Here is a 21,551-nt window from a genome sequence, read left to right on the forward strand (position 1 = left end):
TGGAGCCCAGCACCGGCTTAATCATCACGAAGTAGCTCAGGATGGTGTTGACGATCTGCACCAGCAGGAAGCCCAGCGTGACGCCCATCGCGCCTGCCAGATGACCGCCGATAACGATCGCCGGAATAAACAGAAAGGTTTTGAAGACGTTAAATTTAAAGCTGATATCGACGCGGGCTTTTGCCATCAGCAGCGATCCGATCGGGTTGCCGATGGAGCGCAACAGCCCCACCATGCACAGCAGTTGCAGGATCGGTACAATGCTCAGCCACTTCTCACCGAATACCAGCGGCACCAGATTGCCGGAGACCACCATCAGCCCCAGCAGGGTCGGGAAGTTAATGATCCCCACCACCGACAGCAGCTTGTAGAAGTTGAGCCTGAGCTTGTCGGTGTCGTCCTGAATTTTAGCGAACGCCGGGAACAGCACGCGGGTGATGATCGGGTTGAGCTTCATTGGCGGAACGACCGCCACGTTGTACGCCAGGTTATAGCCCCCGGCGACGCTGGCACCGAGAATACGTGCCAGCACCAGGGTAGAGAGGTTGGTATTCACATAGTTGATGATGCTGTCGGCGGTCAGCCAGGCGCCGAAGCGCAGGTTGGAGGACACCGATGCGAGCGAGAAGTGGAAGCCCGGACGGTAGATTTTGCGCCCGAAGTAGCCGAACAGCAGCGTGCGCACGACAGAGTTGACCAGGTAGCCGAGGATGGCGGTTAACGCCAGCGGCCAGAAGTGGGCGCTGATCACGGTAAAGGTAAATCCGGCCAGCACCGAGCTGGTCTCGATCATGCCGATCTTGCTGAACTCAAGCTCCTTTTGCATCAGCGCGCGGAACTGCTGTCCGTGGGGGATCACCACAAACGCGAACGACAGCGCGCGCATCAGGGGCGCCAGCTCAGGGTTATTCAATACCCGGGCAATAAGATCGCTCAGCAGGAACAGCGACACGAACACGAGAATACCGAGGCCGACATTAAGCCAGTAGAGGGTGGTTAGCTCCAGCTGGCTAATCTCTTTGCGCTGAATAATCGAGTTGGCGATGCCGAAATCAGACAGTGTATCGGCGAGGGCTATGATCACCAGCGAGACGGTCAACAGGCCAAACTGGTGGCTATCGATAATGCGCGCCAGCACCGTCATCTGCACCAGCCCAAGGCCGATGATGATCACCGTCGCGATAGCCGACCACTTTGCCCCGCTGAGGGTTTTTTCACGTAAGCTCATGTCAGTACGCCGCTTTGTTCACAAAGCCCTTGAAGATGGTCAGAAAGACGATCTTGATATCGAACCAGAGGCTCCACTCGCGGATGTACTCGAGGTCGAACTCAATGCGTTTTTCCATTTTCTCCAGGGTGTCAGTTTCGCCGCGCCAGCCGTTGATCTGCGCCCAGCCGGTGATCCCCGGCTTCACCTTGTGGCGCAGCATGTAACCTTCGATAAGCTGACGATACTGCTCGTTATGCGCTACCGCGTGCGGGCGTGGGCCGACAATGGACATCCCACCGGTAAACACATTGATAAACTGCGGCAGTTCATCAAGCGAGGTGCGGCGCAGGAAGTTACCCACGCGGGTGACGCGCGGGTCGTTTTGTGTCGCCTGGGTCACCACGTTGTCGTTTTCCATCACCTTCATGGAGCGGAATTTCCACACCATGATCGGCTTACCATCCATACCGTAACGGGTCTGGCGGAAGATCACCGGCCCCTTTGACGTGAGCTTCACCGCCAGCGCAATGGCGCACAGCACCGGGGAGATCAGCAGCAGGATCAGGGATGACAGCACGATGTCCTCCACGCGCTTCAGCACCCGGTTGAGGCCAGAGAGCGGCGTGTCATACAGGGGCACTACCGGTACGCCGTTCACCTCTTCGATACGGGAATGCAGAATGTTAAAGGTGAACACGTCCGGGATGAGGATCACCGAGCAGGTGGTGTCTGCCAGCTTACGCATCAGGGTTTTGATACGGGCCTCGTCGCTCATCGGCATGGCAATGTAGACGTTATGGATCTTGCCCGCTTTGGCATCGTCAATCAGCTGCGAATAGTTACCGGCCCTGTCCGAAGAGACGCCACCCGGCTGCGCGTCGTGATCAACGCCCACCACGTCAAAGCCCAGCCACGGCTCTTTGCGAAAACCGTCAAGCAGCGCCAGTCCCGCCGGCAGGCTCCCGGCTACCGCCACCCGGCGGGTGTTGTAACCCCGGTTACGCAGCCAGCCCGCGCCAAAGCGGATCAGAGAGCGACAGACCACCATTCCCACGCTGGTCAACAGGTACCAGGCAAAATAGGTAGCAAAGCGATTATCGAAGTCGTTGTTGAAGGCCACCAGCCCGAAGCTGAAGACCAGGCTTAAGGTCCAGTTCTGCAACAGCAGTTGCAGCTCGGTGGTGATTTTGACGCCCCGCCATGAGCGGTAGAAGTCGGTCATGCCGCCGATCATCTGGAAGACGACCAGCGCGATCAGCGCCATCAGCAGATGCATGTAGAGGAACGGCAGCCCGCTGATTTTACACACCATCCACAACCCACCGAACATGATGGTGATATCAGAAAAACGCTGCACCATAGAGATTAACGATGCATTCGTTTTGGCTCGCTCGCGCTTTTTTAGATTTGTCATCGTTGTTCCTGTTTCAGGGCCCCCTCCCCCAACGGGAGAGGGGGAAAGGTTACTGATTCAACAGCGCCATAATGTCCTGTGTTCGCGCCGCCATCAGCGCCGCATCGGCACGGGATTCTACGTTCAGGCGCACCACCGGCTCGGTGTTGGACGAGCGCAGGTTGAAGCGCCACTGCGGGAAGGTCATGCTGATACCGTCGGTACGGTCGATCTCCAGCGCGTGCAGGGCAAAGTGGTGTTCCACACGGGCAATCGCCTCGGCAGGTGCCGCCAGCGTGCTGTTGATCTAGCCGCTCGCCGGGAAGGCCGCCATGCGGTCGCGCACCAGTTCGCCCAGCGACTGGCCCTTCAGGCACAGCAGCTCGGTCACCAGCAGCCACGGGATCATCCCGCTGTCGCAGTAGGCAAAATCGCGGAAGTAGTGGTGGGCGCTCATCTCGCCGCCATAAATCGCGTCTTCTTCGCGCATCCGCTCTTTGATAAACGCATGCCCGGTTTTGGACATTACCGGCGTGCCGCCTGCCGCGGAGACCACATCCACCGTATTCCAGGAGAGGCGCGGGTCATGAATGATGTGCGAGCCGGGGTTTTTCTCGAGGAAGGCTTCCGCCAGCAGGCCGACGATATAGTAGCCCTCGATAAACTGCCCTTTTTCGTCGAACAGGAAGCAGCGGTCGAAGTCGCCGTCAAAGGCGATGCCCATATCCGCGCCATGTTCAATCACTGCATTGCGGGTATCGTCGCGGCACTCCGGCAGCAGCGGGTTTGGAATACCGTTCGGGAAGGTACCATCCGGGGTGTTGTGCACTTTGACGAAAGTGACCGGCACGTTAAGCGCCTTAAAGCGCGCTTCCAGGGCATCCACCACCGGGCCTGCGGCGCCGTTGCCGGAGTTGATGACCAGCTTCAGCGGTTTGAGGTTCGCCACATTGATGTAGCCCAGCAGGTGATCGATGTAGGCATCACGCAGATCGATTTTCTTATAGCTGCCGCGCGTTGACTCGTTCACCGGTGGGAAGTCGTTGGCTTCCGCCAGACGCTGTACGTCGCGCAGGCCGGTATCGCCGCTGATCGGGCGCGCACCCTCGCGCACCAGCTTCATGCCGTTATAGTCCATCGGGTTATGGCTGGCGGTCACTTCGATCCCGCCGTCCACGCCTAAATGGAAGGTGGCAAAATAGATCTCTTCGGTACCGGAAAGGCCGATATCCAGCACATCCACGCCCGCGTCCTGCAACCCTTTAGCCAGCGCCAGTTTTAACGCTTCGCTGGTCAAACGGACGTCGCCGCCCAGCACGATGGTTTTCGGCTTTAAATATTCGCCGTACGCGCGGCCAATGCGCCACGCAATGTCCTCATTCAGCTCTTCACCGAGCTTGCCGCGAATGTCGTAGGCTTTAAAACAGGTTAATTTTTGCATCATTACCCCTTTTTCAGGCAACAGTTGGCCCGCCCGATATACAGGCCAATTTGATTTTTTTGTTTTCGTAGGCCCGGTAAGCGCAGCGCCACCGGGCAAAATGCGTGAGTGCTACACCCTGCCGTATCTGTCCTCAAATCGGACGATATCGTCCTCTTCCAGATAGGAGCCGGAGCGCACTTCAATCAGATCGAGAGGGATTTTCCCTGGGTTTTCCAGGCAGTGCGTCGCCCCCAGCGGGATATAAATCGATTCGTTTTCACCGAGCAGGGTCTCAACATTGTCGATAGTGACTTTGGCGGTACCTGCCACCACTACCCAGTGTTCCGCCCGGTGATGATGCATCTGCACCGACAGCCCCTCGCCCGGTTTAACGGTGATGCGTTTCACCTGATAACGGTCACCTTCATCGATGGAGTCATATTTGCCCCACGGACGATAGACTTCGCGGTGAATGTGGTGCTCATGGCGGCCATCGGCCTTGATCTGCTCCACCACTTTTTTGACGTCCTGCACCGCGTTGCGATCGGCAATCAGCACCGCGTCTTTGGTCTGTACTACAACCAGATCTTTAACGCCGACGGTGGTGACCAGGCCCGATTCGGCATAGACATAGCTGTTCTCGGTTTTATGGCTGATCACATCCCCGTGATGGACGTTACCTTCCGGCGTGTGGGCGCTGATCTCCCACAGGGATGACCAGGAGCCGACGTCGCTCCAGCCCGCATCCATCGGCACCACCACCGCATCGGCGGTACGTTCCATTACCGCGTAATCCACCGACTCCTCCGGGCAGGCAAGGAACGCGGCTTCGTCCACGCGGATAAAGTCCAGATCCGGGTCGACGGTGGCCATTGCGCGTTCGCAGGCTTCCAGGATGTCCGGGCGATACTTTTGCAACTCTTCCAGATAGCGTCCGGCGCGGAACAGGAACATACCGCTGTTCCAGTAGTACTCGCCGCTGGCGACGTAGGCCTGCGCGGTTTCCAGATTCGGTTTCTCAACGAACTGCGCGACGTCAAAGGCCAGGCTGTCGCCCTCCCCCGGCGTGACGTTACCGCGACGGATATAGCCATAGCCGGTCTCCGGCAGGTCCGGCACGATGCCGAAGGTGACCAGCTTGCCGCTTTCGGCATAAGGGATGGCGGCACGCACCGCATCGCGGAACGCCTCTTCCTGCTGGATGACGTGATCCGCCGCCAGCACCAGCATCAGCGGATCGCAATCCGGGCTGCTGCGCTTCGCCGCCAGCGCGGCGAGAGCGATGGCCGGGGCGGTATTGCGTCCGGCCGGTTCAAGAATGATATTTTCGGTGAGCTTGTTCAGCTGTCGCAGCTGCTCGGCGACGATAAAGCGGTGCTGTTCATTACAGATCACCACCGGGCTTTCGCAATCCACGCCATTAAGACGGTTTACCGTGGTCTGCAGCATGGTGAGCTCCCCTTTCAGGCAGAGGAACTGTTTCGGATAGAGCACGCGGGAGAGTGGCCATAACCGGCTACCTGAGCCACCCGCCATCACAACCGGGTACAACGTATTCTTATTCATGATTTATCCCCGAATATCTGCAATAAACTGGTTCAGCACGTTCTCTTTCTCGAGCGTGCGTTCGGCATAGTCACGCGCGATAGCGTTCTCTTTGGGCATATTCAGCGCCTGTTCGATCCCGCCCACCAGGGCGGATACCGACTCCGGCTCGACGCACACCGCGATCCCCGGCAGGGTGTCGCACAGCTGGCCCAGCTCGGTATGGGCCTCGGCGGTGATCACCGCGTTGCCGCCCACCGCCAGAATGTTGGTCAGCTTGGAGGGCAGAACGGCATCCGCCGCGCCGCGCTTTTGCACGACCAGATGGCAATCGGCCATCTTCAGCAGCGCCGGTAAGGCCTCGTAGGGCTGCAGCGGCAGGAAAGTGATGTTCTGCAGGCCACGTTCCTGGGCCATCTTTTGCAGCCGCGCTTTGCCCCCCCCCTGGCCGACAATCACAAACTGCCAGGGCTGGTCGCGGAGCTGCTCAGCGGCATCAATAACGTTCTCAAGCCCCTGCTTCTCACCGATGTTGCCCGAATAGAGAATGATTTTTTTGGCGTCTGGCAGACCCAGCTGCTCGCGCAGGGCCGCGGCCTCAACAGCATTCACGTCGCGAAAACGGGCCACTTCCGACCAGTTTGGAAAGAAGATCACCTTCTCCGCTGCCACGCCCTTCTCCTGCGCTTTGTTCATCATCGAGCGGGAGATGGTCGAGACGTAATCGACGTTATGCAGGCTGCTGCGCTCGAAGGCGCTGGCCAGTTTCGCCACTTTGCCGCCCCTGCCTTTCCCGGCCATTCCCAGGCCCAGCATGGCGTCCACTTCGTAATCCTGAATGTGCAGCAGGGTGCGGGCGCCTGAGAGCTTGCCCAGCAGGCGCATACCTGGGGTGCAAAACAGGGTCGGCACCACGCCGATAATGCGATCCGGCTTCCAGCGACGTTGCGCCATCAGCGGGAAGAAACTGCTCAGGGCAAAGCTGCCCAGATGAATCAACCGCTTTAAGGTCGAGGGCTGCTTTGGCACGTAAAGCGGACAGCGCCAGACGGTCGCGGCCCCCTCTTCGCGGCGGTAGCGCCAGCTGGAATAGTGCTCGTCCACCTGCCACTCCGGGTAATAAGGTGGTGCGGTAATGACCCGCACCTCATGACCCTGGCGGGCCATCCACTCCACCATCTCGCCGGTGTACTTACCGATCCCGGTCAGCTCCGGCGAGTAGTTAATGCCGTATACGAGAATTTTCATAAACCCGGCACTCCGGCCTGCTTCAGAAAATAGGCCCGGCTGTTGTCATGGACGTTATCGCTGGCCAGCAGCGCGTCGGGCGTCAGCCAGCGATAGTCGTCATGCTGCGCATCAGGCAGATGCAGCTCTGCCTGATTGACCTTCAGGCGAAAACCGAGCACCACATAGTGGGTGGTGAAATCGGTGCCGGAAAAGTTGTCGTCATAGAAGTGCTGCCAGACCCCGTAGAACTGCCCTGCCGTCATCGGCAGACGGAGCCCCAGCTCCGCCTGCGTCAGACGCGCAAAGGCATTTTCCAGCGTCTCATCTTTCTGCACCCGCCCACCTGGCACGAACCAGTAGCCCTGTGCCGGACGATTGGTGCGCTGTCCGAGCAGGAACTCGCCACGCTCGTTCTCCACAATCAGATCGATGGAGATCAGCGGCGTGGAACGCACTACCGTGGCAAAATCTTCCTGACTTAAAAACATAGTTACCCCCGGAAGCGGTGCTGATTTTCCAGGAACCACTGATAGGTGCTGGCCAGCCCCTGGGCCAGCGTCACCTCGTGGAACCAGCCCAGCTGGTGCAGACGGGTCACGTCCAGCAGCTTGCGCGGGGTGCCGTCGGGTTTAGTGGCATCGAAGGCCACGCGGCCCTTGTACCCCACCACCTCAGCGATGGTTTCAGCCAGTTCGCGGATAGTGCAGTCCACCCCGGTGCCAACGTTGATATGCGACAGCATCGGCTCGGTATTCTCCTGCCACACCTCGCGGGCCAGCTCCATCACATGAATGCTGGCGGCAGCCATATCATCCACGTGCAGGAATTCGCGCATCGGCGTGCCGCTGCCCCACACCACCACTTCCGGTGCGTTGCTGACGGTGGCTTCATGGAACCGGCGCAGCAGCGCCGGGATCACATGGGAGTTGCTCGGGTGGAAGTTATCGTTCGGGCCGTACAGGTTGGTCGGCATCACCGAACGATAGTCGCGGCCATACTGGCGGTTGTAGGACTCGCACAGCTTGATCCCGGCAATCTTGGCAATCGCGTAGGGCTCGTTGGTTGCCTCAAGCGTGCCCTGCAGCAGCTCGCTCTCGGCAATAGGCTGCTTCGCCATCTTCGGGTAGATACAGGATGAGCCGAGGAACAGCAGCTTGTTCACGTTGTGCAGGTGCGCCGCGTGAATGATGTTGCTCTCGATCATCATGTTCTCGTAGATGAAATCCGCCGGGTAGGTATTGTTGGCGACAATCCCACCCACTTTTGCCGCCGCCAGATAGACCTGGTCGATGCGCTGTTCAGCAAAGAAAGCCTCGACTGCTTGCGCATCCAGCAGGTTAAGCTCGTCACGGGTGCGCAGCACCAGCTCGACGTTGCCACGCTGCTCCAGCTGGCGAACAATCGCCGAACCCACCATCCCGCGATGTCCGGCAACAAAAATACGTTGTTTGGTCATTCTCAGGACTCCAGCGCGATGGCAACCTCGTAGCCGTGGGATTTAAGCAAGGAGTGTTTTTTCGCCGCTTCGAGATCTTTTGCCACCATCTCGGAGACCATCTCCTGCAGCGTGGTTTCTGGTTTCCAGCCCAGTTTTTCGTGCGCCTTGGTCGGGTCGCCCAGCAGGGTTTCTACCTCGGCAGGACGGAAGTAGCGCGGGTCAACTTCCACAATCACGTCGCCCGGCTGTACGCCCGGTGCGTCGTGGCCGGTTACGGAGACCACAATGCCTTTCTCGTCCACGCCGGTGCCTTCGAAGCGCAGCTTGATGCCCAGTTGGGCAGCGGCCATCTCAACGAACTGACGCACGGAGTACTGCACGCCGGTGGCGATAACGAAGTCTTCCGGTTTTTCCTGCTGCAGCATCATCCACTGCATTTTTACGTAGTCTTTGGCATGGCCCCAGTCACGCAGGGAGTCCATATTGCCGAGGTGGAGCTTCTTCTCCAGGCCCTGGGCGATGTTGGCGATCGCGCGGGTGATCTTACGGGTCACGAAGGTCTCGCCACGGCGCGGAGACTCGTGGTTGAACAGGATGCCGTTGCAGGCGTACATGCCGTAGGATTCACGGTAGTTAACGGTGATCCAGTAGGCGTACATTTTTGCCACTGCATACGGGGAGCGCGGGTAGAACGGCGTCGTCTCTTTCTGTGGGATCTCCTGCACTAGGCCGTAGAGCTCGGAGGTGGAGGCCTGATAGAAACGGGTTTTCTTCTCAAGACCGAGGAAACGAATCGCTTCCAGCAGACGCAGGGTGCCGATGGCATCCACGTCAGCGGTATATTCCGGGGATTCGAAGGAGACGGCCACGTGGCTCATCGCGCCCAGGTTATAGACTTCATCCGGCTGGACTTCCTGCAGAATACGGGTCAGGTTGGAGGTATCGGTCAGATCGCCGTAGTGCAGATGGAATTTCGGGTTCGCCGCGTGCGGATCCTGATAGATATGATCCACGCGCTCGGTGTTAAAAGAGGAGGCACGACGTTTGATTCCGTGCACTTCGTAGCCTTTTTCCAGCAGGAGTTCCGCCAGATAAGAACCATCCTGTCCGGTTACGCCGGTGATGAGAGCGACTTTAGACATGTTTATTTTCTCCAGACTTATCAGAAGTTATTCAGTTTCAACGCGTTCGCGTATCACCACTGCGGGATTGCCACGGCAAAGTTTGTTTGCCGGTAGCGACTTAAAAACACTGCTGCGCGCACCAATAACGGTGCCATTGCCAATGGAGACGCCGGGGGCGACAAATACGTCGGTCGCCAGCCAGCATTTCTCGCCAATGGTGATTGGCTGCGCGTTAATATCAAAATGTTGACTCATATAATCGTGGCTGCCGGTACAGAGGTAGCATTTCTGAGATACCACTGCATTCGCGCCAATCGAAATTTCACCCAGCGTATATAACACCGCGTCGTCACCAACCCAGGCGTTATCCCCAAGGGTTAATTTCCATGGGTAAGTAATTTTTACCGACGGGCGAATCACTACGTTTTTTCCGATTTTTGCACCGAAGCTGCGTAATAAAAATGCGCGCCAGCGATACATAATTTGTGGGGACCAGGCAAATAATGTCGCCTGTACCGCCCACCATAACTGCACCTTAATCCCCCCTGCGCCACGAAATCCTTTTGGCACAGAGAAGCCGCTTAATTCCTGCATACTTTTTCCTTATATTCAGACTTTGTTATATAAGGCTTTGGTTTTACCCGTGGTTTTAAGGCGCAATAAATAAGATAATTCCGCCCATACGCCCGGCACGCGTAATATGTCGCGCTGCACCTTGCGGGCATCCTGGCATAATTCCAGATTATTCGACGTTGACACGCCGCCCATCGAAAATTCAGAAACCAGACCTGGCAGACGTTTAAAAGGATATCCGGCTTTATACAGCCGAGCGGCCAGTGCGTAATCCGACGAAACGCGGTACTGCAGATCGTACGGGTACGTTTTTAACCCGCTCAGCGGAAAGAAAATCGCCTGATGGCTGGCCGGCAGGCTGTGATAAATATACCAGCCCGGTTTCGCCGTACGGCGTACTTTATTTCCATCACCGAAATCAAGTAACGCATCGCCCATGTACATGGCGTTATCCTGGACTCGAACGAGTTGACGGACAAACTGCGCTACGTCGTCATGAAAAATATCGCCAGAATTAAGGAAGATGGCATAGCGCCCCTGCGCCATGTCGATACCTTTATTCATGGCATCGTAGATACCGCGATCTTTCTCGCTGATGTAGCGTAAGTTATACTCACCATTCAGTTTTTCGAGGAATTCTGCGGTGCCGTCGTTCGAACCACCATCCACCACAATCCATTCAAAGTTGAGGCTGGGATCGCCTGCCAGATTACGCAGCGACCGCCAGGTTTTTACCACGCCCTCGTAGTTACGAAAGGCGACAGTAATAACGCTTAGTAACATAAACCACCTCGTTATGAATGCGTAATATTAAGCGCCTTGCGCAAAATAAACGGGCATACAATCAAAAATGCATACTCTGGGCTAAATATTGACCCGGTAAAAAACAGCGATACTGGCGTAAAGAGGTAAAGCTGTACGCGAAAATTCTGATTATCACCAAAGGCGCTGATCATCATTTTGAAAACTTTAAACAGATACCACGCCGTTAATAATACTGCGAACCATGAAAAATAAATAATTAGCAGATACAAGCCATTGTCTATTGTTTTTCCGACGTCCGCACCGTTAAAGATTCCGAATGATGCGACATATTCATAAAGTGAGCCAAATCTGACTACACCGTCAATATGGGTTAAAGAGTACCCCACCATCACCAGCGGACCGATAATACGGTAATAAGAGGATGACCCTTCGGTGCCCAAATCACCCAGACGCTCGGAAATATACGGGAAGGCAAATACCACCCCGACTAAAAAGACGGACAATGAAATGATCGCTAAAGGTAACTTTTTCCTGATCGCCTCTTTATTCAGATACTGGAACGCCCACTCCAGAAGGTAAAACAGAATAAACGTCATAACCCCGGAGAACGATCCTGACAGAACGATTCCTGTAAGAATCATAGCATCGCTCTTGGGCGTTTTGATACCAAACTGTTTGATGCTGAGCCAAATTGAGATTAACGCCAGAGCGAAGAATGCCGGTTCAAAATAGAGCGCTGTGGTACGTTTGCCGCCAAATTTAATGAAATTCAGTACATAGCTATTACTGTAAATAAGATATTTCGAAATTATTTCCATCAGGCTACTGCCACCGGTCAGAATAATTTGCGCCATCTCCAGTGCGGCGAGGGTGACAATGATTCCAATGACCAGATAAAAGAACCTGAGGATCTTCCGATAATTGTGCGGCGAGACGGTTTTAAAGCGGATACTCCACACCATGCCGATAATGATGACGATATAGACAAACAGCATGGTGGAAGTAACGTATTTACTGGCATCCAGCGACTGACCAAAAATGTAGTTGAAAGCCGTCAGCCCCGCCCCCAGCCCCAGCGCTATCATCAGCTTTTTCACGCTGATTTTGTCGACAAACAGCAACAGCAGCAGCGGTAAAAAGGTCACGATAGTGATGGGGAAGCTCTCTCCTAACTGGGCAATCTTGACGTTGACCAGCAGGTAGATGAGCGGCAGCAGCAGATAGCTACAGATTCTGATAGAACGAGACATACTCCTCCAGCATCTGTTGTCCACTGTAGGCCTGGCGGCTGCGGGTGCGGAATACCTCAAGGGAGGTGCCAAAGACCGCCTGGGCGATATCCGCTTTCGCCAGCTGCACCAGAGGCAGCACTTCCTCTTCGCTGAAGGTTTTGCCCCCCGATTTTTCCAGTACTTCCCGCGCGGCGTCGCTGTGGGTGGCGATCACCGGTACTCCGATGGAGAGCGCTTCGCACAGGATCAGCGGGTAGTTATCCACCCTGGAGCTGAACACCAGCGCATCCATCCCGTTCAGGGCGCTCATCAGTTTGCGTTTGTCGGTTTCGAAGCCGTGGTTCACCACGTTCGGCCCTTCAAACGGCGAGAATTTGCCGAAGGTGTGCAGCTCGATCTTGTCGCCAAGCGCCATCATATCCCGCACCAGCTGCTGGTTGGTTTTGCCGTCGTAGCGCAGATCGTGAGCGACGACGGCAATTTTCGGCTTGCCGGCGGTAACGGCGACCGGGGTCAGCTCTGCCAGAATCGCCTCTGTCGCCACGTCGATACCGTTATTGATGATCCGGCAGCGCCCTGCCCCGTACAGGCTGTTAAAGGCGTCGGCCACATGCTGGCTGGGGGAGATGAACTGGCAGCCCAGCGCCAGCATGTCACGGAACAGCTGACGCTTGCCATCTACCAGCTTATGGGCGCGATCCACCTTCACCGGCGGATAGTTGCTGAGCGTCGGGCACTTCTGGCAGTTCGTTTTCCAGCCTTCGCAGCCGTCGGTAAAGGCGCAGCGGCCAGTGACGCTCCAGTGATCGTGCAGGGTCCAGACGAACGTGGTGTCGGGTTTGTGCGCCTGCACCTTCTGGCAAAACGCCACGACCTCTTCCAGTTTCAGCCAGTAGCTGTGCAGGACGTGAAAATGGAGCACTACCGGGCCCGGCGTGCGGGTAACGGTGCGATAGAGGCGGTTAAGATTGCCAAAGAGATCGCGGTTAAACAGACGGAACAGGGCAATATTGGCCACCGAGGTCAGGCGCGGGGTATGTTTCACCACCTGCGGATAGCGATCGTGGCTGACGCTTTTTTTACCGCCCTTGCCGTAGCCGTAGATAAAGCGCGACTGAAGTCCTTTTTGCAGCGCGCGCTGGTGCAGATCCAGCGCCACACCTGCCGCCCCGCCCTCGGCGAGACGGACATTAAATTGCAGAATGTTCATTTGATCACCTTCACGCGGGCCTTCTCGCCCACCACCAGCGCGTTGTCGGGGATGCTGTCCAGCACTACGCTTCCTGCCCCCACGGTGACGTTATTACCGACGGTGATATCACCGATCATCACCACGTTGGCACCCAGCTCAACGTTATTGCCGATGACCGGACAGGCCAGGCTGTCCGGGCCGCGGTTACCGAGGGTCACCCCGTGGCGGATGGTAAAATCATCCCCGGCGACCACGAATTTATTGATCACCACGGCATAGCCGTGGTGAATGGTGAAGCGGCGGCCGATGGTGGCCGCAGCCTGGATTTCGTAGCCGAAAATGCACTCGGTGATGAGGCGGTAAAGCACCAGAACCGGTGCCGCCCAGAGATTGTTAAGGACGTTTTTTTTGCGCCACACCGAGCAAAAATGGGCCACCCGGTAGGCCAGCACCATGCAGCAGGGGCGCAGGCTCCAGCTGTTTGCGCGACAATCTTCCAGCACCATTATTTCCCCCGCAGTCCGTCGGCCAGACGCTTACCGTTACGGACCGAAATCAGCGTCAACAGGGTGCGCCAGTTCATCCGCTTATTGCGGATCTGATACAGCGTAAAGAGCTGATACTTGCGGCTGGCGCGGTCGAACTTATCCCGGTGCTTGCGGTAGAAGTGGAAGTAGCCGGAAAACTTCTTCGGCGACGAGGTGATCTGCATTTCACCATGATTGATGTGCAGGATCTGAGTGGCTTCTTCTACCTTCCACGGCTCGCCATACTCCACCACCATCCGCAGGAAGATGTCGTAATCCTGGGCGGCGGCCAGTGACGTATCGAACAGGCACTCCTTGAAGCGCCACGCCCAGGTAAAGACCTGATTGCCGATAATGTTGCGCTTGTAGAACAGGCGGCGGGAGTACGGCGATTTTGGGTACAACGGCAGGCTGGCGGGCTGAGAGTAGACCTCCCCCTCGCAAACATAGTCGTTGGCGTACAAAAAGGCGTGGGTAACCAGGTGATGCTGATGCGCCAGGAAGGTAGACAGCCGGTTTGGCGTCCATTCGTCGTCATCGTCAATACCGGTCAGATACTGGCCAGAGGCCTGCAAAATAGCCTGATTGCGGACCGCGCAGGCGCCGGAGTTAATGGCGTTATGGGTGTAGATCACCCGCGGGTCGTCCAGGTCAGCGACAAACTTCTGGAGCTGCTCGTACGAGGAGGAGCAGTCATCGACGATGATCAATTCCCAGTGGTCATAATCCTGGCGTAATACCGATTTTATCGCACGGATCGCCAGCTGCTGACGGTTCCATGTCGGCATATAAATGGAAATCAAAGGACGTGGTGTCATGGTGTTCCCCGAATGGCTCATTACTTGCTGTCCGACTTATATTCGTACTCGTAATACCCGTAATCCTGATACCCGGTGGCGCGGCGGAAGATGGAGTTGAGGATCACCCCTTTCACCGCAATGCCGTTCTGTTCGAAGCGGCTGAGGCTGGTTTCGACCTCTTTCAGGGTGTTCACCGCGTAGCGCGCCACCATCAGCGTGGTGCCCGCATGGCGACCGACAATTGCCGCATCCGTTACCGCGAGGATTGGCGGGGTGTCGATCAGCACCAGGTCATAGTTTTCACTGGCCCACTTCACCAGCTGGGTAAAGCGTTCGCTCATCAGCAGTTCCGATGGGTTCGGCGGCACCTGTCCGCGCGTGACCAGGTCAAAGTTAGGGATGGAAGTCGGCTTCGCGCACTGGCTGATATCGCCCTTGCCCAACAGAATGTCCGACAGACCGTTTACGTTGTTCGTGCCGAGCAGCTCGTGGGTATAGCCCTTACGCATATCGCAGTCGATCAGCAGCACGCGCTTGTTGGTCTGGCTGACTACCGCCGCCAGGTTGGCGCAGACAAAGGTTTTGCCGATGGAGGGGCTGACCCCGCTGAGCATCAATACGTTGTTGCTGGCCTGCATCATGGCGAAGTGCAGACTGGTGCGCAGGCTGCGGATAGCCTCGATAGCCAGATCCGTCGGATTGCCGACTGCCAGTAGCTGGCTCTGCTTGTAACGTTTGATGCCATTGGACGTTTTGACGCTGTCACGCGATTTCTGCCACTCCGACAGCGGGATGCTGGCGTAGACGTTGATGCCGTGCTCCTCCAGAACCTGCGGGCTTTCGATCCCACGGTTAAACAGGGAGCGCAGCAGTACGCCGACGATGGAGAGCATCAGACCGAGAATAATGCTGCCGAGAATAATCAGCGCCTTCTTCGGCTTCAGCACGCCCGGCTGGGTGATGGCCGGGTCGACAATACGCACATCGCCAACGGTGCTCGCCTCGGTGATCTTCAGCTCCTGCTGTTTGTTCAGCAGCTGCATATAGACCTGCTGGCCAGACTCCACGTCGCGGGTCAGACGCAGGATCTCCTGCTGAGTCTTTGGCATCGCGGTGACGCGGTTATTGAGTTTGGCTTTTTCCTCTTCCAGCGTCTGGCGTTTTTCCAGCAGCGTACGGTAGGCCGGATGGCGTTTGGTGTAGAGTTTGGAAATTTCCGCCTCTTTAAAGGTCAGCTCGTTGATCTGGGCGTCGATATTGACCATCGAATCCAGCACCGACTTCGCTTCGAGCGGCAGGTCGACGGAGTCTTTATCCTGACGGAAAGCGTTGAGCTTGTTCTCGGCCTGATCCAGATGGGCGCGCACTTCCGGGAGCTGTTTCGCGAGGAAGTCGAGGCTTTTTGACGCCTCTTCCGACTTACGCTTCACGTTCTGCGCCTGGTAGTTGCGGGTAATGCTGTTGAGAATGTCGCGGATCTTGTCCTTATCCTCACCGGTAAAGGTCAGTCTCAGCACCCCGGTATCCTTTCCGGTTTCGGTGACCGACAGGTTGCCCTGCAGATTATTGATCATCCCGAGCATTGAGAATTTGCTGACGGTGAACTCGCTGCCGCTCTGGGCATGGATGTCGCTGACCATCATGCTGACGCCATCTTTATTCAGCATCTCCCCCACCTTGCCGCGGGCGCTAAACCCGGCGTCGCTGGTAAGCTGATACTGATCTTTCCCCAGCACTTCAAGGGTAAACTCCTGGCTGGCGCCCCCGGCAGGAAGCTGGAAGGTGGTCACTTTAACCGTATCATTCTGACGGCCCATCAACCGGTCCCAGCCCGCACCAAAGACCGGGAAGGTGTTTTTAGTGACGCCGATGTCGAGATCCAGATCGTCCACGGTTTTTCCCAGCACCAGGCGGGACTGGATCAGCTCAATTTCCGCCTGTGAGGCGGGCGGCTTGTTTGCCAGCGCCGAACCGATGTCCTGCACCAGCGAATTACCGGTGTTTTGCTCTATTTGTACCAGCGCGTCGGCGCTGTAAATCGGGGTGGCAAAAAAGGTGTAAATCACCGCCGCAACGGCAAAGAGCGCGGTGATGCCAATCACCCACCAGCGCGCCTCGACCACGGTTCCGATCAGACGACCAATATCAATTTCATCACTGCCCGCATTCGGGGCGGCAGAAGGTTTTACGTTTGCTGTCATTATTATCCCTGCTGAACGTTCAGTGCCTCTGCCCACTGGCGGGCAGACTGGTCGAGTAAGGTGTAAACCGCCTCAAACGCTTCATGGCTTTTGCGGTACGGGTCGGGGATCTCACGCTCGTTGTCCCAGTGACCAAACAGCATCACTTTGCCGCGCATCTCCGGTGCGATATCGCACAGGGCATGAATGTGGCGTTTTTCCATCGCGAGGATCAGGTCGTAGTCCCGGCACAGGCTGGCCGTCACCTGACGGGCGCAATGCCCGTCGAGTGAAAGCTGATGCTCTGCCGCAACCTGACTTGCACGCTCATCGGCCCCTTTGCCCACCAGCGCGCCCAACCCGGCTGACGCCACGGTGAGCTGCGGTTGGTACTGCTTAAGTAGCCGCTCAGCGGTAGGGGAACGGCAGATATTCCCCACACAAACCACCAGAATTTTGTTAAACATCGTTATCACCAGTTGTGGTACTGATGTACCGTGTCGGTCATGGTATGGATATTGTTGATGGTCGGCATCAGCTGGTTCATCACACGGTTCCAGCGCGTTATCGGCGCGGTGGTGACATAGACCACGTCATACGGCTGGAGGCGGAAGCCGGTCGCCATCACCAGCGAGGTGGCATCAGACATATCCAGCTGGTAGACGTTGGCAATCTTGCCGTTCGCATTGTTTCCTGTAATCGGACGGATCACGAAGATACCGCTGGCGTCGGAGGTGCTCATATCCAGCCCTTCCGCGTTGCCCAGCGCTTCGGTCAGGGTCATACCGCTCAGGTCCATCTTGAGGGTGCTCTGTTTCTTCACTTCACCCATCACGAACACTTTCAGGTCGTCATTGCGCGGCACAAACAGGATGTCGCCCGGATAGAGCAGACGGTTCTGGCTCAGATCGCCGTTCTGCATCAGCGCCTGCAGGGAGATACGCTCCTCTTTGCCTTTATGGGTCAGCACCACATTGCGCCAGTCGGCGCCATCAGTGAGCCCGCCCGCGGAGTTGATGGCGTCAAGCACCGTCAGCGGCACGTTGGTGATCGGCTGTTGGCCGGATTTATTCACCTGGCCGGAGACATAGACTTTCTGCGAACGGAATGCGGCGATATTAACGTCCACCTGCGGGTCAGCGATGTACTGCGCTAAACGGCCGGTAATATCACTACGGATCTGTGCGAGCGTTTTGCCCGCCACGCGAAGTTTGCCGACATAGGGATAGAACATGGTGCCATCCGCCTGAACCCAGTTGCCGGTATCGCTGGAGCTACGATACTGCCCCGCCGGGGTGGTCAGCTCCGGGTGATCCCAGACGGTGACGTTAATCACGTCCCCGGGCCCGACGCGGTACTGGTAGTTGGCGATCTCCTGGTCGAGATCGACATTCGGCCGTGCGACAATCGGGCGAGGGCGTAATTGTTCAACCAGCTGCGGGGTCATGGGATAAACGTTAACCATGCGGTTGATGTCAAAATCAGCATCCTGCTGTTTAATCACATCCTTACCGGAAGTTGAGATATTGCTGCCGGGGAAGATCGTACAACCACTCATCAAGGTCACAGAGACCAATAATGGCATCAATTTCATTTTGGATTTCATCATTGATTATTTATCACTATGGCAGAGTAATTATCCTGTGCATTTAAATAAGTGCGAAGGCGTATTACTTTTAGCATGCAGTCAATAAAAGAGAAATATAACTGGCATCAGTCCTAAAAGAAGCTTATTCGCTCTCAGGCTATTGACAGAATAATCGAGGCTGATTAACACGCTTTCAGGCACGCTACCGCCCTTGGCTTTCAGTTACCAATCTACTGTTTAAACAGCTAGTTAGGGGCAAGCACCCTCTTTGACAGGGTTTAATGAGAAAATATAACGGGCAGGATTAATCCGAGCACGATATACATTTTTCAGGTCATTAAACCGACACAGAAATAGCACCAAAAACGACCGCTATTTGATGCTGAAAGAATTGTTGCAGCTATCTGAAAAGCAGGCAAGGAATCATCAACGAAGGCGTGGCTTTTAAGAATAATATTAACGGTCGCATTTCCGTGTTTTTAGGAATAGCTTTATATTGACATTATTAAATAACACCATTCACCCTGCGATATTTCTTATTTTTATTGATTCGGAATTATTCCGATATTAACGCACAGAATGCAGGGTTTATTACCGGCCAGATAAGGAAAATCTATGCAGATAAATGCCTGGCCGGCATTGCATTTTTCTGGCGCAGTATCCATGATCGAAATGTGACAATTGTCATATAACGAAAGGTATTACGCTCACTATGGAATGGATAGCAGATCCATCAATATGGGCCGGTCTGGTCACCCTGGTGGTGCTGGAACTTGTGCTCGGTATCGATAACCTGGTCTTTATCGCCATTCTCGCCGAAAAACTGCCCCCTGCTCAGCGCGACCGCGCCCGCATCACCGGTCTGTTAATGGCGATGGTCATGCGCCTGCTGCTGTTGGCCTCTATCTCCTGGCTGGTGACCCTCACCCGCCCGCTGTTTACCGTCCACGGCTTTGGCTTCAGCGCCCGCGATCTGATCATGCTGTTTGGGGGATTTTTCCTGATCTTCAAAGCCACTGTCGAACTCAACGAAAGGCTGGAAGGCAAGGACAGCGAGAACCCCACCCAACGCCGTGGGGCGAAGTTCTGGGCGGTGGTGGCGCAAATCGTGGTGCTGGACGCCGTCTTCTCGCTGGATTCAGTCATCACCGCCGTGGGGATGGTCGATCATCTGCCCGTCATGATGGCCGCCGTCATTATTGCCATTGCGCTGATGGTGATGGCCAGCAAGGCGCTGACGCGCTTCGTTAACGACCACCCGACCATTGTCATTCTCTGCCTGAGCTTCCTGCTGATGATTGGCTTCAGTCTCGTGGCGGACGGTTTTGGTTTCCATATTCCGAAGGGGTATCTCTACGCCGCGATCGGCTTCTCGGTGATAATCGAGGCGCTGAACCAGCTGGCGATTTTCAACCGCCGTCGCTTTCTCTCCGCCAATCAGACGCTGCGCCAGCGTACCGCCGAGACGGTGATACGCCTGTTGAGCGGTAAAAAAGAGGATGCCGAACTGGATGCCCAGTCCGCCTCCCTGCTCGCCGACCATGACAACAGCCCGATCTTCGCTCCTCAGGAGCGGCGGATGATTGAGCGGGTGCTCCACCTGAACCAGCGCTCCGTCAGCAGCATCATGACCTCGCGCCATGATATCGAGCATATCGACCTCAATGCCCCGGAGGCGACCATCCGTGCGCTGCTGGATAAAAACCAGCACACCCGCATTGTGGTCACCGGTAGCGACCGGGAAGAGGAGCTGCTGGGGGTGGTTCATGTGATTGATCTGCTCAATCAGCAACTGCGCGGCGAGCCGTTAAACCTGCGGGTGCTGATCCGTCAGCCGCTGGTCTTCCCGGAGGTGCTGCCGCTGCTGCAGGCCCTGGAGCAGTTCCGCAACGCGCGCACCCACTTTGCCTTTGTGGTGGATGAGTTTGGTTTCGTGGAGGGGATTGTCACCCTTAGCGACGTGATGGAGACCATCGCGGGTAACCTGCCAAACGAAGTGGAAGAGATCGACGCCCGGCATGATATCCAGAAGAACGCCGACGGTAGCTGGACCGCTAACGGCCATATGCCGCTGGAAGATCTGGTGCAGTATGTGCCGTTGCCGCTGGATGATAAGCGCGAATATCACACCATCGCCGGGCTGCTGATGGAGAACCTGCAGCGAATCCCCCAGCCGGGGGAAGAGGTGCAGGTGGGCGATTACGCGCTGAAAACGCTGGAGGTGGAGAACCACCGGGTGCAGAAGGTACAACTAATCCCGCTGATCACGGAGGATGATGTGGATTACGAGGTGTGATGCGGTTCCCCTCACCCTCTCGGGTGAGGGGAGATAGCGCTACTGAAGCTTATCCAGCAACTTCTTCACATCTTTCCCGTTCTTCGACTCTTTATTCTTCTCTGCCCAGTCGCTCAGACGACGTTTCGCTTCATCCTGGAGATGCTTACGCAGCAGCTGATCCACCTGCAGGGTGTAGTTCAGCGCCTGCCATTTGCCGTAGACATTCAGCGGGATCGGCGTCGTTTTCAGGAAATCGACCAGCTTACCTTCGCCAAGCCAGCCCTCCAGCACCCGAACTTTGAAGCGGGTGTCGGCGCTCTCCTTAACCAGATCCAGCGTGCCGTTGCCTTCGAGCATCAACATTGGTGATTCGCCCTGCATCCCCTCCAGCGTCACCTGCCCTTTATCCAGGGTCAGATCGGTGACAAAGCTGTCCAGACGGGTCGCATTGTCAAAGTTGTCTTTGACCTTCACGTTACTGCTGCGCTCCACCGCCTGCTGCACCAGCTGCTGGAAGTTAAGCCCTTCCATGCGGGTATTGTGCATTTCCAGATGCGCCTTACCCTGCCAGTTGTGGCGGAAGGCTTCCGCGTCAATCTTGCTGCCGGAGAAGTCCCCGGCCAGGTTCAGGCTGCCGGTCAGCGCAATCGGATAATTAAAGGCCTTCAGGATGGTGCCGATCTCAATGTTATCGAGACGCGGCTGGAAGGTGGTCTGGGCGGTGGCTTTACGCACGTCGAGCGTACCGGGCAAGGAGAGCTGCCCTTCCCCCAATTTACCGCTCAGTTCCGCAATGGTCAGAAGCCCGTTCTCGTTGCTCATCTGGCTGCTGACCTGGGTGAAGTCCATCCCACGCCAGCGTACGCTGTTGGCTTTGAGCTGGATATCGGCACTGAAGCCACGCAGACCGTTGTAATCAGGCTGGTCCAGACTGGAGGCGATAACCGGGCGCTGGGCTCTGGCCTGATTTTGCCCCTGCTGTACCGCCTGATTGTTTGCCGCTGCGGTCGCCTGCGCCGGGAGCAGATTTTCCAGATTAAGCCTGTCGAACTG

18 protein-coding genes and 1 pseudogene are annotated in these 21,551 nt (G+C 56.3%); 1 reads left to right on the top strand and 18 read right to left on the bottom strand.

What is annotated here, in order from left to right; all coding sequences use genetic code 11:
* The 17 genes and pseudogenes from WFM46_RS17530 to WFM46_RS17610 all read right to left on the bottom strand — a co-directional run.
* Positions 1–1,228 (bottom strand): MOP flippase family protein (locus WFM46_RS17530; RefSeq protein WP_336998132.1); only part of this gene is annotated, 1,228 nt, incomplete at its 3' end.
* A 1-nt stretch (position 1,229) separates the two neighbouring features.
* Positions 1,230–2,624 (bottom strand): undecaprenyl-phosphate glucose phosphotransferase, encoded by a 1,395-nt coding sequence (gene wcaJ / locus WFM46_RS17535; protein ID WP_336998133.1) that lies wholly within the window; start codon positions 2,622–2,624, stop codon positions 1,230–1,232.
* Positions 2,625–2,673: 49 nt separating this feature from the next.
* Positions 2,674–4,044 (bottom strand): annotated as a pseudogene (gene cpsG, locus WFM46_RS17540) (colanic acid biosynthesis phosphomannomutase CpsG).
* Between the two features lie 111 nt (positions 4,045–4,155).
* The gene (cpsB, locus tag WFM46_RS17545; protein ID WP_103180216.1) at positions 4,156–5,592 is read right to left on the bottom strand and encodes a mannose-1-phosphate guanyltransferase; all 1,437 of its coding nucleotides are present in this window, start codon (positions 5,590–5,592) and stop codon (positions 4,156–4,158) included.
* 3 nt (positions 5,593–5,595) lie between these two features.
* Complete coding sequence (wcaI, locus tag WFM46_RS17550) at positions 5,596–6,819, bottom strand: colanic acid biosynthesis fucosyltransferase WcaI (protein ID WP_336998134.1); 1,224 nt, start codon at positions 6,817–6,819, stop codon at positions 5,596–5,598.
* A complete protein-coding gene (locus WFM46_RS17555) occupies positions 6,816–7,289 on the bottom strand; it encodes a GDP-mannose mannosyl hydrolase (RefSeq protein WP_103180218.1) in 474 nt (157 codons plus the stop codon). The genes wcaI and WFM46_RS17555 overlap by 4 nt, the downstream gene beginning before the upstream one ends.
* Before the next feature lie 2 nt (positions 7,290–7,291).
* Positions 7,292–8,257 carry a GDP-L-fucose synthase gene (gene fcl, locus WFM46_RS17560; protein ID WP_103180219.1) on the bottom strand — a complete coding sequence of 322 codons (966 nt, stop codon included), beginning with the start codon at positions 8,255–8,257 and terminating at the stop codon, positions 7,292–7,294.
* Positions 8,258–8,259: 2 nt separating this feature from the next.
* On the bottom strand, positions 8,260–9,381 hold the full coding sequence (gene gmd / locus WFM46_RS17565) for a GDP-mannose 4,6-dehydratase (RefSeq protein ID WP_103180220.1): 1,122 nt from the start codon (positions 9,379–9,381) through the stop codon (positions 8,260–8,262).
* Positions 9,382–9,408: 27 nt separating this feature from the next.
* Positions 9,409–9,957, bottom strand: coding sequence for a colanic acid biosynthesis acetyltransferase WcaF (gene wcaF / locus WFM46_RS17570; protein WP_156654872.1), 549 nt, complete (start codon positions 9,955–9,957; stop codon positions 9,409–9,411).
* A gap of 15 nt (positions 9,958–9,972) precedes the next feature.
* The gene (gene wcaE / locus WFM46_RS17575; protein ID WP_103180222.1) at positions 9,973–10,719 is read right to left on the bottom strand and encodes a colanic acid biosynthesis glycosyltransferase WcaE; all 747 of its coding nucleotides are present in this window, start codon (positions 10,717–10,719) and stop codon (positions 9,973–9,975) included.
* Positions 10,720–10,730: 11 nt separating this feature from the next.
* The gene (gene wcaD / locus WFM46_RS17580) at positions 10,731–11,951 is read right to left on the bottom strand and encodes a colanic acid polymerase WcaD (protein ID WP_156654874.1); all 1,221 of its coding nucleotides are present in this window, start codon (positions 11,949–11,951) and stop codon (positions 10,731–10,733) included.
* Entirely contained in the window at positions 11,926–13,143 is a 1,218-nt protein-coding gene (gene wcaC, locus WFM46_RS17585; protein ID WP_336998135.1) for a colanic acid biosynthesis glycosyltransferase WcaC, read from the bottom strand. The genes wcaD and wcaC overlap by 26 nt, the downstream gene beginning before the upstream one ends.
* Positions 13,140–13,628, bottom strand: coding sequence for a colanic acid biosynthesis acetyltransferase WcaB (gene wcaB, locus WFM46_RS17590; protein ID WP_103181109.1), 489 nt, complete (start codon positions 13,626–13,628; stop codon positions 13,140–13,142). The genes wcaC and wcaB overlap by 4 nt, the downstream gene beginning before the upstream one ends.
* A gap of 2 nt (positions 13,629–13,630) precedes the next feature.
* On the bottom strand, positions 13,631–14,470 hold the full coding sequence (wcaA, locus tag WFM46_RS17595) for a colanic acid biosynthesis glycosyltransferase WcaA (RefSeq protein ID WP_103181110.1): 840 nt from the start codon (positions 14,468–14,470) through the stop codon (positions 13,631–13,633).
* 20 nt (positions 14,471–14,490) lie between these two features.
* Positions 14,491–16,653 carry a tyrosine-protein kinase Wzc gene (wzc, locus tag WFM46_RS17600; RefSeq protein WP_336998136.1) on the bottom strand — a complete coding sequence of 721 codons (2,163 nt, stop codon included), beginning with the start codon at positions 16,651–16,653 and terminating at the stop codon, positions 14,491–14,493.
* A 2-nt stretch (positions 16,654–16,655) separates the two neighbouring features.
* Positions 16,656–17,099, bottom strand: coding sequence for a low molecular weight protein-tyrosine-phosphatase Wzb (gene wzb / locus WFM46_RS17605; protein ID WP_103180226.1), 444 nt, complete (start codon positions 17,097–17,099; stop codon positions 16,656–16,658).
* Positions 17,100–17,104: 5 nt separating this feature from the next.
* Complete coding sequence (locus WFM46_RS17610; RefSeq protein ID WP_103825076.1) at positions 17,105–18,241, bottom strand: polysaccharide export protein; 1,137 nt, start codon at positions 18,239–18,241, stop codon at positions 17,105–17,107.
* A gap of 691 nt (positions 18,242–18,932) precedes the next feature.
* On the opposite strand from WFM46_RS17610, the gene WFM46_RS17615 reads away from it, so the two are divergent.
* On the top strand, positions 18,933–20,516 hold the full coding sequence (locus WFM46_RS17615) for a TerC family protein (protein WP_336998137.1): 1,584 nt from the start codon (positions 18,933–18,935) through the stop codon (positions 20,514–20,516).
* A gap of 39 nt (positions 20,517–20,555) precedes the next feature.
* Here WFM46_RS17615 and asmA read toward each other — a convergent pair.
* Positions 20,556–21,551: outer membrane assembly protein AsmA (gene asmA, locus WFM46_RS17620; protein ID WP_336998138.1), on the bottom strand; the 996-nt coding region annotated here is incomplete at its 5' end.

Source organism: Leclercia sp. M50, from assembly GCF_037150775.1.
Lineage (GTDB): Bacteria > Pseudomonadota > Gammaproteobacteria > Enterobacterales > Enterobacteriaceae > Enterobacter.

Bases quoted from the DNA above. Each gene is read 5' to 3' on its own strand.
- cpsB (WP_103180216.1), bottom strand. From the start codon at position 5,592: ATGAATAAGAATACGTTGTACCCGGTTGTGATGGCGGGTGGCTCAGGT.
- WFM46_RS17555 (WP_103180218.1), bottom strand. From the start codon at position 7,289: ATGTTTTTAAGTCAGGAAGATTTTGCCACGGTAGTGCGTTCCACGCCG.
- wcaJ (WP_336998133.1), bottom strand. From the start codon at position 2,624: ATGACAAATCTAAAAAAGCGCGAGCGAGCCAAAACGAATGCATCGTTA.
- wzc (WP_336998136.1), bottom strand. From the start codon at position 16,653: ATGACAGCAAACGTAAAACCTTCTGCCGCCCCGAATGCGGGCAGTGAT.
- wcaE (WP_103180222.1), bottom strand. From the start codon at position 10,719: ATGTTACTAAGCGTTATTACTGTCGCCTTTCGTAACTACGAGGGCGTG.
- WFM46_RS17615 (WP_336998137.1), top strand. From the start codon at position 18,933: ATGGAATGGATAGCAGATCCATCAATATGGGCCGGTCTGGTCACCCTG.
- wzb (WP_103180226.1), bottom strand. From the start codon at position 17,099: ATGTTTAACAAAATTCTGGTGGTTTGTGTGGGGAATATCTGCCGTTCC.
- WFM46_RS17610 (WP_103825076.1), bottom strand. From the start codon at position 18,241: ATGATGAAATCCAAAATGAAATTGATGCCATTATTGGTCTCTGTGACC.
- wcaF (WP_156654872.1), bottom strand. From the start codon at position 9,957: ATGCAGGAATTAAGCGGCTTCTCTGTGCCAAAAGGATTTCGTGGCGCA.
- wcaD (WP_156654874.1), bottom strand. From the start codon at position 11,951: ATGTCTCGTTCTATCAGAATCTGTAGCTATCTGCTGCTGCCGCTCATC.
- fcl (WP_103180219.1), bottom strand. From the start codon at position 8,257: ATGACCAAACAACGTATTTTTGTTGCCGGACATCGCGGGATGGTGGGT.
- wcaA (WP_103181110.1), bottom strand. From the start codon at position 14,470: ATGACACCACGTCCTTTGATTTCCATTTATATGCCGACATGGAACCGT.
- wcaI (WP_336998134.1), bottom strand. From the start codon at position 6,819: ATGAAAATTCTCGTATACGGCATTAACTACTCGCCGGAGCTGACCGGG.
- wcaC (WP_336998135.1), bottom strand. From the start codon at position 13,143: ATGAACATTCTGCAATTTAATGTCCGTCTCGCCGAGGGCGGGGCGGCA.
- gmd (WP_103180220.1), bottom strand. From the start codon at position 9,381: ATGTCTAAAGTCGCTCTCATCACCGGCGTAACCGGACAGGATGGTTCT.